This is a genomic window from Roseofilum acuticapitatum BLCC-M154, from assembly GCF_030068475.1.
GTDB classification, from domain to species: domain Bacteria; phylum Cyanobacteriota; class Cyanobacteriia; order Cyanobacteriales; family Desertifilaceae; genus Roseofilum; species Roseofilum acuticapitatum.
On sequence record NZ_JAQOSP010000042.1, the window covers coordinates 1 to 15,451 of the forward strand.

12 protein-coding genes are annotated in these 15,451 nt (G+C 45.3%); 7 read left to right on the forward strand and 5 right to left on the reverse strand.

Features of this window, described 5'->3' with window-relative positions; all coding sequences use genetic code 11:
- Positions 1–209: 209 nt before the first annotated feature.
- The 4 genes from PMG71_RS06425 to psbV form a co-directional block, all read right to left on the reverse strand.
- The gene (locus PMG71_RS06425; RefSeq protein WP_283752829.1) at positions 210–602 is read right to left on the reverse strand and encodes a response regulator; all 393 of its coding nucleotides are present in this window, start codon (positions 600–602) and stop codon (positions 210–212) included.
- Between the two features lie 264 nt (positions 603–866).
- On the reverse strand, positions 867–1,724 hold the full coding sequence (gene rsmH, locus PMG71_RS06430; protein WP_283752830.1) for a 16S rRNA (cytosine(1402)-N(4))-methyltransferase RsmH: 858 nt from the start codon (positions 1,722–1,724) through the stop codon (positions 867–869).
- 116 nt (positions 1,725–1,840) lie between these two features.
- Entirely contained in the window at positions 1,841–2,389 is a 549-nt protein-coding gene (gene psbV2 / locus PMG71_RS06435) for a photosystem II cytochrome PsbV2 (protein ID WP_283752831.1), read from the reverse strand.
- A 108-nt stretch (positions 2,390–2,497) separates the two neighbouring features.
- Positions 2,498–2,989, reverse strand: a complete 492-nt coding sequence (gene psbV / locus PMG71_RS06440; RefSeq protein WP_283752832.1) for a photosystem II cytochrome c-550 — start codon at positions 2,987–2,989, stop codon at positions 2,498–2,500.
- A 49-nt stretch (positions 2,990–3,038) separates the two neighbouring features.
- On the opposite strand from psbV, the gene PMG71_RS06445 reads away from it, so the two are divergent.
- The 4 genes from PMG71_RS06445 to PMG71_RS06460 all read left to right on the forward strand — a co-directional run bounded on the left by PMG71_RS06445 (position 3,039) and on the right by PMG71_RS06460 (position 7,114).
- Positions 3,039–3,200, forward strand: a complete 162-nt coding sequence (locus tag PMG71_RS06445) for a hypothetical protein (protein WP_283752833.1) — start codon at positions 3,039–3,041, stop codon at positions 3,198–3,200.
- A gap of 119 nt (positions 3,201–3,319) precedes the next feature.
- Positions 3,320–5,320, forward strand: coding sequence for an AMP-dependent synthetase/ligase (locus tag PMG71_RS06450; RefSeq protein ID WP_283752834.1), 2,001 nt, complete (start codon positions 3,320–3,322; stop codon positions 5,318–5,320).
- Between the two features lie 74 nt (positions 5,321–5,394).
- Positions 5,395–5,814 (forward strand): YlqD family protein, encoded by a 420-nt coding sequence (locus PMG71_RS06455; protein WP_283752835.1) that lies wholly within the window; start codon positions 5,395–5,397, stop codon positions 5,812–5,814.
- Positions 5,815–5,851: 37 nt separating this feature from the next.
- On the forward strand, positions 5,852–7,114 hold the full coding sequence (locus PMG71_RS06460) for a dihydrolipoamide acetyltransferase family protein (RefSeq protein ID WP_283752836.1): 1,263 nt from the start codon (positions 5,852–5,854) through the stop codon (positions 7,112–7,114).
- A 234-nt stretch (positions 7,115–7,348) separates the two neighbouring features.
- On the opposite strand, the gene rlmD is transcribed toward PMG71_RS06460, so the two are convergent.
- Positions 7,349–8,719 carry a 23S rRNA (uracil(1939)-C(5))-methyltransferase RlmD gene (gene rlmD, locus PMG71_RS06465; protein ID WP_283752837.1) on the reverse strand — a complete coding sequence of 457 codons (1,371 nt, stop codon included), beginning with the start codon at positions 8,717–8,719 and terminating at the stop codon, positions 7,349–7,351.
- Positions 8,720–8,810: 91 nt separating this feature from the next.
- Between rlmD and apcD the strand changes: the two genes are divergently transcribed.
- From apcD to PMG71_RS06480, 3 genes are all read left to right on the forward strand, one after another.
- On the forward strand, positions 8,811–9,296 hold the full coding sequence (apcD, locus tag PMG71_RS06470; RefSeq protein WP_283752838.1) for an allophycocyanin subunit alpha-B: 486 nt from the start codon (positions 8,811–8,813) through the stop codon (positions 9,294–9,296).
- 201 nt (positions 9,297–9,497) lie between these two features.
- Positions 9,498–10,106, forward strand: coding sequence for a DUF8166 family protein (locus PMG71_RS06475; protein ID WP_283752839.1), 609 nt, complete (start codon positions 9,498–9,500; stop codon positions 10,104–10,106).
- 27 nt (positions 10,107–10,133) lie between these two features.
- A complete protein-coding gene (locus PMG71_RS06480) occupies positions 10,134–15,416 on the forward strand; it encodes an AAA family ATPase (protein ID WP_283752840.1) in 5,283 nt (1,760 codons plus the stop codon).
- Positions 15,417–15,451 lie beyond the last annotated feature (35 nt).

The following is a 15,451-nucleotide window of genomic DNA, read 5'->3' on the forward strand; positions in this document are numbered from 1 at the left end:
TGAAAATTGGAAAAGAGAAGCGGGCAAGATGCCCGCACTCCTCGAATTCTTTGATATGACTGGAGTGGGAGCATCTTGCTCCCTGGATTTTTAATTAGGGTATTTCCGCTTCGCGGACATGAATAAGCGAACTTGATATAAAATGCGTGTTTATCAATTGTGGGAGAGGGGCGATCGCCCGACACCAAAATCGATCGCCCCTCTCGCTGTTATTGAAAGCAACAAAATCTCCGTAATCTAGCGGATTCTACGACTGACATCAGAATATCTGTGGCTAAGGGTTTGACTAAGTATCCATCAAGCCCTAGATGGGATTCTTGATGTAGCCAACTGGGAGCATGACAATCAGTTAGGGCAATAATCGTCACTCCACATTTTTTAGCTTGCTCTCGCAATTGATAGACAAAATCGGATGACCATTGATGGCAATTGCCCGATAGAATCACCAAGGACGGAAGGGTTTGACTCGATAGACTAACCGCTTGTTCGGGTGATTTGGCGATCGCGACTTGACAAGGCACATGATTAAGCATCGATTGCAAGAGATTGAGATCCTCTAGCTCTTGCCCTAAGACTAAAACACTATTTGTTAAAGTTTCCATATTCCCGTTAAACCAAATGACTGGTGGCTCAAGAGCTGCTAACGGTTTGGGTTCTCTTGAGATAGATATGTTATTGATCCTCTAACCCTATCATTTCAGACGATCTCCATCGATCCCCAATAATTTCCAGTTTTTTTCGGTTTTACGGCTTAATTTATCGATAATGAATATTTATAAGAGATGGATAAGAGAAATACTCACAAGGATTCTAAGTTTTATAAAGAATTGGATCGAGATTTGAAGCGCCTGATTCACGGTGAAGGTCTATATGCGTTTTGCCAATCGTAATTTTGCCGATCGCGCACGGGAATTGTTTTTAATTTCTTCTGCTTGAGCAATAATCGGTTTTTTTGTCAGAACCGTAAGCTGTGGGGAGTCCTTAAAGTAATGTTTAACGCAACGGTCTTCTAGGGAATGAAAACTAATCACCCCCATGATCCCGCCCGGTTTTAACCAATTAGAAGCCCTATCCAGGAACTGGGGCAAAACCCTTAACTCTCCATTCACGGCGATCCGTAGGGCTTGAAACACCCGTGTAGCGGGATGAATCCGTCCATGACGGGCGCGAGGGGGATAACAGGAGGCGATCGCCTGGGCTAACTCAGTTGTAGTATTAAAAGGCCGCTTGGCCACAATAGAGCGAGCAATCCGTCGGGACAAACGCTCCTCCCCATACTGATAAAAAATATCCGCTAACTCCTTCTCATCCCCATGATTAATCAAATCCGCAGCCGTCAAGGACTGATCTTGATTCATCCGCATATCCAACGGCGCACTATGGCGAAAACTAAAGCCTCGTTCGGGAATGTCAAATTGGGCAGAACTGACCCCTAAATCAGCGATGATGCCATCAAACTGTTCAGTCTCACCGGGATAATCAACAAAATTACCATGCCAGAAGGTAAGGCGATCGCCATATTCCGATAAAGCAAGTTTAGCCGCCTCCAGTGCTTGCCTATCCTGGTCAATCGCCGTTACCCAGATCTCCCGACATTCGGCAAACAACAGCAAGCTATGGCCACCCCCTCCCACCGTCGCGTCCAGATATATCCCCCCTGGACGCACGTCAAGACCTTCAATTAACTCCGACCCTAAAACGGGAATATGTACAAACTCTGTCACGTTATATCAATTAAAAATTAAAAATTAAAAATTAAAAATTGGGGGAACAGGGAACAGGGAACAGGCAATAGGCAATTTCTCCGTGTCTCCCACTCCTCCATTCCCCATTCCCTAATCTAAAACTCTCCAGCTCCCCAACCTTCAACTTCCTGAGCTGCACGGATCACAAAAGCCGATAAATTTTCTAACTCTTCCGAAGACATCCACTCTGGACTGACTTCACGACAGGCATATTTTTGGTATTCCCCTTTTTGCTTCAAGGGAGCGCGGAGAAAACCCACCATATTACTGATGTTATCTAGGGGAGGAGTGGCATCCTGTAGAGACTCCAGAGACAAGGACTCAAATTCACTCAGCAGAGTTGTGCCCCCTAAATGGCAATTTTCACAATTTTTATTAAACAGGATTTTCCCTTCTGATAACTGATCCGGGGTTACGGTTTGGGTATTCCCTGCCGTATCTAGGGGAATCTCTACAGGTTCTAAAGCCTTTAGGAACCGCATTACATAGCGATCTGAGGCGAAAGCTGGAGGCGTGGCCAAACTCCAGAATAGAGTAAGGATTAAGGCGATCGCCACCACCGGACGAACCCCACTTCTCCATCGTCGGCTACTCTCAGCCCCAGAAGCGTTTAAACCAAATTTGAATTGAGGGAAATTAATCATGAACTTTAGATAAATAAACATTAAGAGCAGCAGTACCCAGGACTGCTGCTATTGAACCGGCACAAGAGCCACTCCTACCCCCAGGAGTAGGAGTATCACTCTTGGGAATTAACGAGTATTTTTACCCGCTCCCCACTGATTCGGACGCACATTCATTTCCACCAGAATATAGGAGCCGATCGCTTCTAAATCCTCATCGCTGAGATTTCTCATTTCTGGGAAAATATCCGCACTCCGGGTACTCGGATGGAGTTCATAAATTTCGATTTCTCCATCATAGGTGGTGGGATTCTGCATATAATCGACTAAAGCCGCTAGATTATTACGGGGAGGTTCTGCCCCAGCCATAGCCTCAACCCCCAAGCCCACATTCGGGTTGGTTTTAGTCATCCCTGTGCCATGACACTGGGAGCAGGTATCTACAAACAGTCTCTTCCCTAGTACATACTCTTTTTGAGTAATTGTGGTTGTTTCACCGGATTCATTAATGGGAATAGTACGGTTCTGTTCTGAAACGTTGGCAGCCGTCGCACTCCCGACAACAACGTTCAGGGCGAGAAATACAGTGGCTAATATCAGCACAATGTATCGTTTTAGCATGGTTCTCCCTCAAAGACTATGACATTTTGTTATTGGAATTTTCAACACCTTGGCTGACCCAAGACCCATTACCGGTAAAATACCTACTGGACTTGGGATCGTCACCATCACTGTTGATCTTCATTATGAATATCATGCCACTGTGGGGTCTTTAGACCAACTCTCAGGAGAGATTTTTACTGATATTAAATTGAAACAGCTTGATTCATAGTTTAATCATTTTGTCAATAGGAAATGCTAGATCCCCCCATCTCCCCATCTCCCCATCTCCCCATCTCCCCATCCCCCCATCCCCCCATTCCCCCATCCCGTCCGATAAACTGGGAAAAAATGCAGTCTGAGATGAAAACGAAGATGAGTAATGGGTTTGTGGCATCCGATTATCCGAATCTGTCGGCGCTAGAAAAGGCGAATTTAAGTCATGCGGTGAATTATAGTCATCTGGAGTCGATCGCCCAAATCTGGCCGATCACCGCTCAGAAGTTTGGCGATATTGTGGCGCTTGAGGATATTCACAGTAAACAGAAAGTGAGTCTCACCTATCGCCAGATGTACGAGCAGATGGAACAGGTGGCGATCGCCCTGCAACAGCTTGGGGTGAATCCAGGCGATCGCATTTCCCTCTTTGCCGACAATAGCCCGCGCTGGTTTGTGGTCGATCAAGGAATTATGATGGCTGGAGCGGTGAATGCGGTTCGCTCTTCCCAGGCAGATGTGGAAGAACTGCTCTATATTCTCCAAGATAGCGGCAGCAGCTTTCTGATTGTCGAGAACCTGAAAACCCTCGATAAACTCGCTCCTCGCTTAGACTCGATTACCCTACAGGCGATTATTCTGCTCAGTGATGAAGATCCACCGCCCTCTTCTGGAGAGGCTCCCCAATATCTCAATTTTGGGCAATTGTGTAACCTTGCCCAAGGACAATCCTATCAACCGGTAGACCCCAATCCGAAGCAATTAGCCACCCTCCTTTATACCTCCGGAACCACTGGCAAACCCAAGGGGGCGATGCTCTCCCATGGCAATCTACTCTATCAGGTGAATACTTTGGCCGTGGTGGTGGCTCCCGATCCGGGCGATCGCGTCTTGAGCATTCTTCCCTCTTGGCATGTATACGAGCGCACCATTGAATATTATCTGCTCTCCCAGGGCTGTTCCCAAAGGTACACCAGTATCCGTCACTTCAAACAAGACCTGAAGAGCTACAAACCCCATTACATGGTCGGTGTGCCTCGGTTGTGGGAATCCATTTATGAAGGCATTCAGAAAGAATTTCGGGAACAGCCCCAGAGTCGGCAAAAATTAATTCAAACTTTCCTAGGGTTTTCTGACCAATATGTAAGCGCTAAACGCATTCAGGAACAGCTCGAACTAGAGAACCTCAGCCCCTCTGCTGGTGAACGGACTTCTGCTAGAGTAAAGGCGACTTTGCTGGCTCCTTTGCATTATTTAGGCGATCGCCTAATTTATCAAAAAGTGCGACAAGCCACCGGCGGACAGATGAAACAGGTCATTAGTGGGGGTGGTTCCCTCGCCAAGCATATCGATAAGTTCTTTGAAATGATTAACTTTGAGATTTTAGTCGGCTATGGACTCACAGAAACCTCTCCCGTACTCACCGCTCGACGCAGCGATCGCAATTTACGGGGATCATCAGGTTTCCCCCTACCCGGAACCGAAGTGCGAATCATCAATCTAGAAACCCGCCAACCCCTTCCCCAAGGTGAAACCGGGTTAATTGTCGCCAGAGGCCCCCAAATCATGCAAGGCTATTATGGCAATATCCAAGCCACCGCCAAAGCTATTGACCCCGATGGCTGGTTTGATACCGGAGATTTAGGCTTCCTGACTCCAGAAGGACAATTGGTAATTACAGGACGGGCAAAAGATACCATCGTTTTAACCAATGGAGAAAACATCGAACCCCAACCCATCGAAGACGCTTGTATCCGCAGTGTATATATCGATCAAATGATGTTAGTGGGGCAAGATCGGCGATCGCTCGGAGCCTTAATTGTCCCCAACCTCGAAGCATTAGAAAACTGGGTCAAAGAACATCATCCCACGGATGCCGGAATTGCCCAAACCCTAGAGGATGGAACCTTGAAGCTCAACCTTGAGCATCCAGCCATTGAAAACCTATTCCGAGGCGAACTCAACCGGGAAGTCAAAAATCGCCCAGGGTATCGACCCGATGACCGCATTGGCCCCTTCCGTTTGATTACCGAACCCTTCTCCATTGACAATGGCATGATGACCCAAACCTTGAAAATCAAACGTCCCATTGTCAAAGAACAGTATCGCGATATGATTAACGGGATGTTCACTTAATCATCTTAGAAACAGGATCGCCTGTTTTTGACCCTCAATTGCACTGGACTTACAATAGAGTGAATTTGCTAAACATGGATACCCAAAACCTGCTGCTCAAACGACCCGTTCGGATTAAAGTGATTGTGACTCCTCGATGGAAAGAAGAAGTCCAAGAACAACTCCAAAACCAACTCAACCAGATGGATGGACAAATTCAACAGCTAGAGATGCAGGGCCAAAGCATGATTGTCAACATGCAAAATCAAAATCCCCAACAAGTGTCCCAGATTCAAAACCAGTTGAATCAGAAGAAAAATGAGTTACTGCAACAAAAAAATCAACTTCTGAACCAACTAAATCAGGTACAAACCCTAGAGTTAGACCGGGAAGTCGATCAAGGTCAAATGGATAGCTTCTTTACCATTACCCCAGGAGAAAACCTGATCCAGAAAATGCAGGTTGAAATCGTCCTCCGAGATGGGGTGGTCGAGGAAATTCGCGGTCAGATTTAGTCTAGAATGAACGATAATTTTTAAGGATAATAGCGCCATGATTCATGAAGTATTCATGCCTGCCCTCAGCTCTACGATGACTGAAGGCAAGATTGTCTCTTGGGAAAAGTCTCCAGGAGACAAAATTGAGAAAGGGGAAACCGTCGTTATTGTCGAGTCCGATAAGGCAGACATGGATGTGGAATCCTTCTATGAAGGCTATCTCGCCACTATCATTGTAGATGCGGGTGGGGTTGCCCCCGTAGGAGATGCGATCGCCCTGATTGCTGAAACCGAAGCAGAAATTGAAACCGCCAAACAACAGGCCAAAAGTGCCCCTAGTGCTGCTCCTGCTCCTGCTCCTGCTCCCGCTCCCGCTCCCGTTGCTGCAACCCCAGCGCCAGCTCCCGCCGCCGCTCGCAGCAATGGCCGCACTGTTGCCTCCCCCAGAGCGCGAAAACTCGCCAAAGACTTAAAGGTAGATTTAGGGGCCTTGGTCGGTAGCGGCCCCCATGGGCGCATCGTAGCCCAAGATGTTGAATCTGCTGCCGGTGTAGCGGTTAGCGCTCCCCCTGCTGCTGCTCCCGCCCCCATTACTACGCCCAAACCCTTAGCCGCTCCTCCTGCGCCCAAACCCGCCGTTACCCCCGGTCAGGTGGTACGCTTCAATACCTTGCAGCAAGCCGTTGTCCGTAACATGGTCGCCAGCTTAACTGTACCTACATTCCATGTGTCCTACACCATCACCACCGATGGCCTAGACCGGCTCTATAAACAGATTAAGTCTAAGGGAGTCACCATGACCGCTCTACTGGCCAAAGCGGTAGCCGTAGTTGTAGCCAAACATCCCATCGTCAATGCCAGTTATACTGAGGAAGGGATTCAATATCCATCGAGTATTAATGTTTCCGTCGCCGTCGCGATGGATGATGGGGGCTTAATTACTCCCGTGCTGCAAAATGCCGACCAACTGGATATTTATTCCCTCTCGCGCACCTGGAAAGACCTGGTGGCTCGCTCCCGCACCAAGCAATTACAACCGGCAGAATATAATAGTGGAACCTTCACCCTCTCCAATTTGGGGATGTTTGGGGTCGAGCAATTTGATGCAATTTTACCCCCCGGTCAAGGCTCAATTCTGGCTATTGGTGCATCTAAACCCCAAGTGGTGGCCATGGATAATGGCTTAATGGGAGTACGCCGACAAATGAAGGTCAATATTACTTGCGATCATCGCATTATTTACGGTGCGGATGCGGCGGCATTCCTGAAAGATTTGGCGGATTTAATTGAGAATAATCCCGAATCTTTAACTCTGTAGTAGGCAGCCTAGAAACCGGGTTTTTGCTGACCTCATCTATCTATAGCAAACCTAAATGAGTTGTGTAATGGCTGCCCCTCATCCCCCTACCCCCTTCTCCCGCAGGAGAAGGGGAAAAAAGTCAAGAATCCCTTGGGAGAGGGATGGGAGAGGGCATTCCCCGTTGTACAACTCATTTAGACTAGCGATAGGAAAGATCGAGATCAAAAACCCGGTTTCTTACAGCAATTTTAGTTAGTTTTCACGGTTTAAAAATGCCACCGCCTCCACATGCGCGGTTTGCGGGAAAAAATCCACCGGTTGTACTCGTGTCAGGCGATAAGCTCCTTCCTCACAAAGAATCTGAAGATCTCGCGCTAGAGTTGCGGGCTTGCAACTGACATAAACCAGACGCGCAGGACGCAGTTTTAATAAGCCTTGCAGCACTTCTGGCTTACAACCTTGACGAGGTGGGTCAAGTAAGACAAGATCGGGTTGATGATCTAATTGGGGTAATATCTCTTCGACTTTGCCCACCTGAAAGGCTACATTCTCAATATGGTTTAATCGGGCATTTTCTTGAGCTTGTTGAATGGCTTCTGCTTGCACTTCTATCCCCGTCACTTGCTGGACTTGACGCGCTATGGGTAAGGTGAATGTGCCAATGCCACAATAGGCATCAATGACCCGTTCGGTTCCTTGTAAGTCCAGATGCTGGAGAATCATATCTAACAAGGCTTCTGCGGCTTCGGTATTCACCTGAAAAAAGGTATCGGCTCCTAAATGGAAGGTTAAACCGGCAAATTGCTCGCGCACATAGGATTGTCCGATAATGGGAAAAGTGCGATCGCCAAAAATGCGATTGGTTTTATGGGGATTCACATTCAGACAAACCCCAACCACCCCAGGAAATTGCTTTAACCAGTTCTGGCTATGGGTTTCTAGACCGGGTAATCGGCGCTTTGTGGCCACGAGAGTAATTAAAATTTCTCCTGTGCGCTGACCCATACGCAGACAGAGATGGCGCAAGAGTCCTTCATGACTCTCCTCATCATAGGCTGACCAGTGAGCCAAATCAAACTCTTCTTTGAGTAGCTCTAAGAGGGGGTTTAAGCGCTCATCCTGGACGGGACACTGATTGAGATTAATCAGTTTATGGGTTCCTTTTTGGTAATATCCCGCTTTGAAGATGCCAATATCCGACAGTTCTAGGGGATAGGACACCTTATTCCGATAGCCGAAGGACTGGGGAGCGCCGATAATGGCAGAAACGGGAGGATCGGCAAATTTGCCAATCCGAGTTAACGCTTCTGTGACTAGGGTTTGTTTCGCCTCTTGCTGATAGTCATAGCGTACATGCTGCCATTGGCATCCCCCACATTTATCGGCGACAATGCAAGCTGGACGGATACCATGGGGAGAGGGTTCGAGCAGTTCTTCGATCGCTCCTCTGGCAAATTGGGGCTTAACATAGAGTAGCCGAACTTTGAGGCGATCGCCCGGAACCGTATTCGGCACAAACACCACCCGGTTGTCTACCCGTCCCACACCATCGCCTGTATCGCTTAAGGAAGCGATCTCGATTTCCACCACTTCACCTTGTTTCCAGTTCAATTCTGTTTTCATCTTGTTAAGTATCTCTTCCCTTGTGTCCCACCCAATAGTTAAACTAACAGGATATTGATATTCCGTTTAGGATAGGGATTCCAACATAATCATGAGCGTTGTTACTCAAATCATTCTCAATGCAGACGAAGAATTGCGCTATCCCAGCGCAGGGGAACTTCAAAATATTGAAGCCTTCTTAACCACCGGAGAAAAGCGCACTCGCATTGCCTCCACTCTCACGGAAAATGAAAAGAAGATCGTAGACAAGGCTACCCAAGAGCTGTGGCGCAGACGACCTGACTTCATTGCACCTGGGGGTAATGCCTCTGGTACAAGGGAACGGAATCAGTGTATCCGTGATTATGGCTGGTATTTGCGGCTGGTGACCTATGGGGTTCTCGATGGTAGCACCGAGACCATCGATCAGATTGGTGTTTTAGGTGCGCGGGAAATGTACAATTCCCTCGGCGTACCCCTAGCGGGTATGGCAGAAGCTATGCGTTGCTTGAAGCAAGCCTCTTTAGCTCTGTTGAGTGTAGAAGATGCTCAGGAAACGGCTCCTTATTTTGATTTTCTGATTCAAGCCATGTCTTAATCAGAGGGTTGGGCGAACCGCCCCTACGAAATAACCCGTAGGGGCGGGTTAAACCCAAATCTAGGACACCCACAAATCAATAATGTAAACCCGCCCCCACCAATAAACCCAGCACAGGGGAACCAGAAACCCGGTTTCTTAGCACCTAGGTTGACTATACAATCATTTTTAATTTTTAATTTTTAATTTTTAATTGATATCATGCGTTTAGGTAAAGTCGTTAAATCAAATTCCCATTGTGATTATGTGGTGCAACTGGATGAAAAGCGGGATTTGTTGCATCCGCCAGCACCAGAGGATTATGGGTTTGGGTGTTTTGTCAAGCTTGAAGATCTCAATCAGCGCCATTGGGCGGTGGGTTTGGTTTATAATTCCCAGTTGTTTAATCCCCAATTTCTCAATACCGGGCCTCGATTGTCGAACGATCCCGATCCGTTGTTTACGCCGGATCTGATTGTGGAAACGCGGGTATTACTGGGTACAATTTTAATTGGGGAATTGACGCAAGGGGGCGATCGCCTTTATGGAGAGCAAGGTATCCCTAGGGTAGTCGTTCCCGTCAATACGCCAGTCTTTAAGATGAGTCCCCAAGAAATTCATCAGTTTCACCTCAACGCCCAAGGTCGCCCCCATTTAGGCTACTATGCCCATGTGCTACGCAGTGGGGGGATGTTTGCCTCCCAATTGGTGCAACAAGTGATTGGAGAATTAATTAACCAAAACCTCTTTTCAGAAGCCGATCAAAGGGCATTAGAAATCCTACGCAAGGAGTTAGCCTGGAAGAATACCCTAGGCTCGATTAAGGTTTAAAAGATCCTGGATTCTGGAGTGACCATTATGCTGAAGTTAGCCGGTTATCAAGCAGAGGAGCTGATCTATGATGGCAGCCGCACCCTAGTCTATAGCGGAATCCGAAACAGCGATCGCCAGCCGGTAATGATCAAAGTGTTATGTTATCCCAACCCCAGCTTTAAGGAATTAATCCAGTTCCGCAACCAGTATGTCATCACTCGCGAGCTAGAGCATCCCCACATTGTCCGACCCTTGGCATTAGAACGCTATGGCAATAGTTATGCTTTAATTATGTCCAATTCAGGGGCGATCGCCCTTTCCCAGTATTGGCAAGTATCGAACCACTCCCCCCAAGAGATTCTCACTCTAAGCATTCAACTCTCAGAAGCCCTATATTATCTCAGCAGACAACGAATTATTCACAAAGATATTAAACCCGCTAACATCATCATCCATCCCCAAACTCATCAAATTCAACTGATCGATTTTAGTATTTCCAGTCAACTCCCCAAAGAAGAGCAACAACTACTCAATCCCAACATCCTCGAAGGAAGTCTCTCTTACATCTCCCCAGAACAAACCGGACGCATGAACCGGGGAATTGACTATCGTACCGACTTCTATTCCCTAGGAGTCACCTTATACGAACTGCTCACTGGTAAACTCCCTTTCCTCAGTGATGACCCCATCGAATTAGTGCATAAACATATTGCTCAAACCGCCGAATTTCCCCCAGAAAGTCACGTGCCAGTGGTGCTGCAAGGAATCGTCTTGAAACTGATGAGCAAAAATGCAGAAGACCGCTATCAAAGCGCTTTGGGGTTAAAACATGACCTAGAGAGATGTCTAGAGCAGCTAGAAACCACAGGAGAGATAGCTTTATTTATACTGGGACAAAAGGATAGGAGCGATCGCTTCATCATCCCCGAAAAACTCTATGGAAGAGAAACTCAAGTAAAAAGCCTACTACAAGCCTTTGACCGAGTAGCAGAAGGCAACACCGAAATGATGCTAGTCGCCGGATTTTCTGGCATTGGCAAAACCGCCGTTATCAACGAAGTTCACAAACCCATCGTCAAAAAACGCGGTTACTTTATCAAAGGAAAATACGACCAATTCAATCGCAACATTCCCTTTTCCGCCTTTGTTCAATCCTTCAGAGAACTCATGGGGCAACTCTTAGGAGAACCCGATCAACAATTAGAGAAATGGAAACAAAAAATCCTACAAGCATTAGGAGACAATGCCCAAGTCGTCATCGAAGTAGTTCCCGAATTAGAAAAAATCATCGGCCCCCAACCCCCCGCACCACAACTCGAAGGCAATGCCGCACAAAATCGATTTAATTTTCTCTTTGAAAAATTTGTCCATGTCTTTACCAATCAAGACCATCCTCTAGTCATATTCTTAGATGATTTACAATGGGCAGACTCAGCCTCCTTAAATCTTTTAAAACTATTAATGGAAGACTCAAAAACTGGATATTTATTAATCCTAGGAGCTTATCGGGATAATGAAGTTTGCCCTTCTCATCCTTTGATGTTGCAATTAGAGAAAATAGAACAAGAAAAAGCCGTAATCTCTACAATCACTCTAGAACCCTTAGCCTCAAATTATATCAATCAACTGATTGCCGATACCCTCAACGACCCTTTAGACAAGGTACAGCCCTTAACCGACTTAGTGTACCAGAATGCTCAAGGTAATCCATTTTTTACTACTCAATTTATCAAAGGACTATATAATGAACGTCTAATTTACTTTGATGAAAAATCAGGCAATTGGACTTGGAACATAAGCGAAATTTATAATCGTGCATTACCCAATGACGTAGTTATTTTTATAGCTAGAAGCTTGCGGAAATTACCGCAAGAAACGCAAGACATCTTAAAATTAGCAGCTTGTATTGGCAACCAATTTGATTTAGAGACTTTATCTGTAGTTTCGGAAAATACCAAAGAAGAAGTAGCAGATTATCTGTGGTATGCACTGCAAGAAGGCTTGGTGTTACCCATTAACGAAAGCTATAAATTTTTCCAAAAACTAACGACAGAAGAAACCCCAACCCAGTCAGTTCTTACAGTCGGCTATCGTTTCTTACATGACCGAGTGCAACAAGCGGCTTATTCTCTGATTGCTGAAGATAAAAAACAAGCAATTCATCTAAAAATAGGTCGTCAATTGTTGCAAAACTTAAGTAAAGAAGAAAAAGAAGAGCAATTTTTTAATATTGTCAATCATCTCAATGAAGCGCGAGATTTAATTAGCGATCCCAATGAGCGAGAAGAAATTGCCCGACTGAACTTACAAGCCAGCAAAAAAGCCAAAGTATCGGTGGCTTACGAAGCCAGTCGCCATTATTGTTATGAAGGTCAAAATTTTCTAGATGAATCAGCTTGGAATACGAATTATACGCTCATGTTTTCCTTGGCAATATCAACCATTGAAAGCGAACATCTGAATTATAATTTAGATGCGGCTAGAATCTTATGTACAAAAACATTGTCGCACGTTACAAGAGTTGTAGATCGTGCAAAAATCAATGCCTTTGAAATCTTATTTGAAATCAATGAGAATAAAATGCATGAAGCCATTGATCTTGCTCGACAAGCTCTAATTCCTCTAGGAATTAATTTACCATCCGATCCAGAAGAGATCAAGGCTGATGTTGAGTTGCTCCGTAAAGAAGTTGAATTACCCATAGAAGAAATTGCCAATTTAGAAAATCTGCCCTTGCTTGAGGATGAAGAAAAACTAACTGCAATCAAGATTCTTACGAATACAGCATCTGCGGCCTATATTTCTCAGCCCAATCTCTATCCCTTGATCGCTTTTCATGGCATTCGATATCTGATCAACTATGGACAGTCGGAAGATGCAGTAACTTTTTACGCTTGGCATGGGAGCGTGCTGTGTGGAGTGTATGATGAAATTGAAACAGGATATGCATTTGGACTACTCTCCTTAAAAGTAATTGAAAAATTTAATTGGCGGGAATTTGAAACCAAGAGTAGAAATATGTTGAATATCTTTATTCGACATTGGAAAGAACCACTTAAAAATGCGGTTAATGATTTTATTGAAGTTATTAAAAGTGGCTTTGAAACAGGAGATCTAGAATTTGCTTTTTATGGTGCTATCGGCCGTTGTAACTATTTCTATTTTATGGGTGGTTTTCTGCAAGAAGTACGAAAACTTCATGAACAGTATTTCCCTGCTGTTGTCAAAGCAAAATATGAGTTTCATCAAAGTTTCTTCCTCCTGTATCGACAGATTATTTCTAATCTTTTGGGAGAAAAAGAGCATCCAGAACTCCTGGAAGGCCCTATATTCGATCGTCAGTCTTATTTGCAAGAGTGGGAAAAGAACAATAGTCATCTAGCCTTCTGTTTTTATCAAGCGCAAACCCGTCTTTTTTATTACTTTGAAGATTATTCTAGGGCCCTAGAAGTTGGCGAAAAAGCTTGGAAAAACCAAGGAGCCGCCCTTTCTACAACTTATCTATCTGAGCATTTATTTTATTACAGTTTAGTATTGTTATCTCAGGAAAATTTAACAGAACAGCACTGGAATATTTTGGAAGAAAATCGACGAAAACTACAAATGTGGGCTGGCTTTGCTCCGATGAATTTTCAGCATAAATGGGATTTAATTGCAGCAGAAAAGTCTCGGATTTTAGGGGAATTATTTGCAGCAGCAGAATTCTACGATCGCGCCATTACTGGAGCCAAAGAAAATGGATTTCTCCACGAAGAAGCCCTGAGTAATGAACTAGCAGCTAAATTTTACTTAAACTGGGGCAAAGAAAAAGTAGCAGCCGGTTATATGCAAGAAGCTTACTATGGGTATGCTCAATGGGGAGCCAAAGCTAAAACCGATCATCTCGAAGCCCAATATCCGCGACTTTTGGCTCCTATTCTTAATCATCCAACCCAAGCTTCAAAAGGGGAAACTCTGACGAGTACATCCCCAGGTAGCTCAAATGTCTTAGATCTCACCAGTGTCATCAAAGCCTCTCAAGTGCTATCGGAAGAAATTTCTCTGAATAGTTTACTCTCTAAGTTAATGCATATTCTGATTGAAAATGCAGGGGCGACGCAAGGGATTTTAATCTTCAATAATACGGGCACTTGGGAAATTATGGCTCAGTACCTTCAGGGTAATTGTAATCTGTCCATTGTTCCTCTTGAACAAGCAGAAAATATCCCCCATAGCATCATTAACTGGGTCAAACGGACAGAAGAAATTGTGCGGATCAACAACTTATCAGAAAATACATCGTTTAGCACAGACTCATACTTATTGCAGCAGCCAACCCAAAGCTTGGTCTGTTCTCCCATCCTCAATCAAGGTCAATTAATTGGTATTCTCTACTTGGAAAATCATCTGACTTCAGAGGCATTTACGGCTGACCGGATGGAAGTCCTAAATGTGCTGACGACTCAAGCGGCGATTTCGATTAATAATGCTCGATTTTATCAAACTCTGGAGGATACGGTAGCCCGACGGACGGCTCAATTGGCGACAGCGAATGAGGAAATAACCCAACTCAACGAAAGACTGAAAGCGGAAAATTTGCGTTTAGGTGCAGAACTCGATATTGCCCGCAGAGTGCAAGAAATGATATTACCCAGACCGGAAGAATTGCGTGCCATTCCCACTTTAGACATCGCTGGATACATGGCTCCAGCCGATGAAGTGGGGGGAGACTACTATGATGTGTTGGTCGAAGATGGAGTAGCCACTATTGGTATTGGAGATGTCACCGGTCATGGGTTAGAAAGTGGGTTAGTGATGATGATGGCTCAAACGGTTATTCGGGCGATGAAGGAAGTGCGAGAGAATGATCCGGTACGATTTTTGAATACGGTCAATAGTACCCTTTATAAAAATGTGGAACGGATGAAAGTAGACCGACAATTGACTCTAGCCATCCTCAATTATGCGGATAGCCATTTAAGTATTAGTGGGCAACATGAAGAGGTATTAGTGGTGCGGGCGGATGGAAGATTAGAAACGGTGGATACAATGGAGTTGGGGATGGTTATCGGTTTGATAGATGATATTGCCGACTTTATTGCTCAAGTGAGGGTGAAACTAGAACCGGGAGATGGGGTGGTTCTGTATACTGATGGAATTCCGGAAGCAGAGAATGAGGCAGGCGAATTATATGGATTAGAGAGATTATGTGAGGTGATTCAAGAGCATTGGCATCAATGCGCTCAAGAAATTCAGAAAGCGGCGATCGCGGACGTGCAAGGGTTTATCGGTAACTATAAAGTGTTTGATGATATTACTTTGCTGGTTCTGAAAGAAAAAGATCTCTAAGCCAAAACATCGACTCTATAATAGGGAATGGGGAA

Excerpts from the sequence above, each read along its gene's own strand:
- PMG71_RS06425 (WP_283752829.1), bottom strand. The coding sequence starts at position 602 with ATGGAAACTTTAACAAATAGTGTTTTAGTCTTAGGGCAAGAGCTAGAG.
- psbV2 (WP_283752831.1), bottom strand. The coding sequence starts at position 2,389 with ATGATTAATTTCCCTCAATTCAAATTTGGTTTAAACGCTTCTGGGGCT.
- psbV (WP_283752832.1), bottom strand. The coding sequence starts at position 2,989 with ATGCTAAAACGATACATTGTGCTGATATTAGCCACTGTATTTCTCGCC.
- PMG71_RS06450 (WP_283752834.1), top strand. The coding sequence starts at position 3,320 with ATGCAGTCTGAGATGAAAACGAAGATGAGTAATGGGTTTGTGGCATCC.
- PMG71_RS06455 (WP_283752835.1), top strand. The coding sequence starts at position 5,395 with ATGGATACCCAAAACCTGCTGCTCAAACGACCCGTTCGGATTAAAGTG.
- PMG71_RS06460 (WP_283752836.1), top strand. The coding sequence starts at position 5,852 with ATGATTCATGAAGTATTCATGCCTGCCCTCAGCTCTACGATGACTGAA.
- rlmD (WP_283752837.1), bottom strand. The coding sequence starts at position 8,719 with ATGAAAACAGAATTGAACTGGAAACAAGGTGAAGTGGTGGAAATCGAG.
- apcD (WP_283752838.1), top strand. The coding sequence starts at position 8,811 with ATGAGCGTTGTTACTCAAATCATTCTCAATGCAGACGAAGAATTGCGC.
- PMG71_RS06475 (WP_283752839.1), top strand. The coding sequence starts at position 9,498 with ATGCGTTTAGGTAAAGTCGTTAAATCAAATTCCCATTGTGATTATGTG.
- PMG71_RS06480 (WP_283752840.1), top strand. The coding sequence starts at position 10,134 with ATGCTGAAGTTAGCCGGTTATCAAGCAGAGGAGCTGATCTATGATGGC.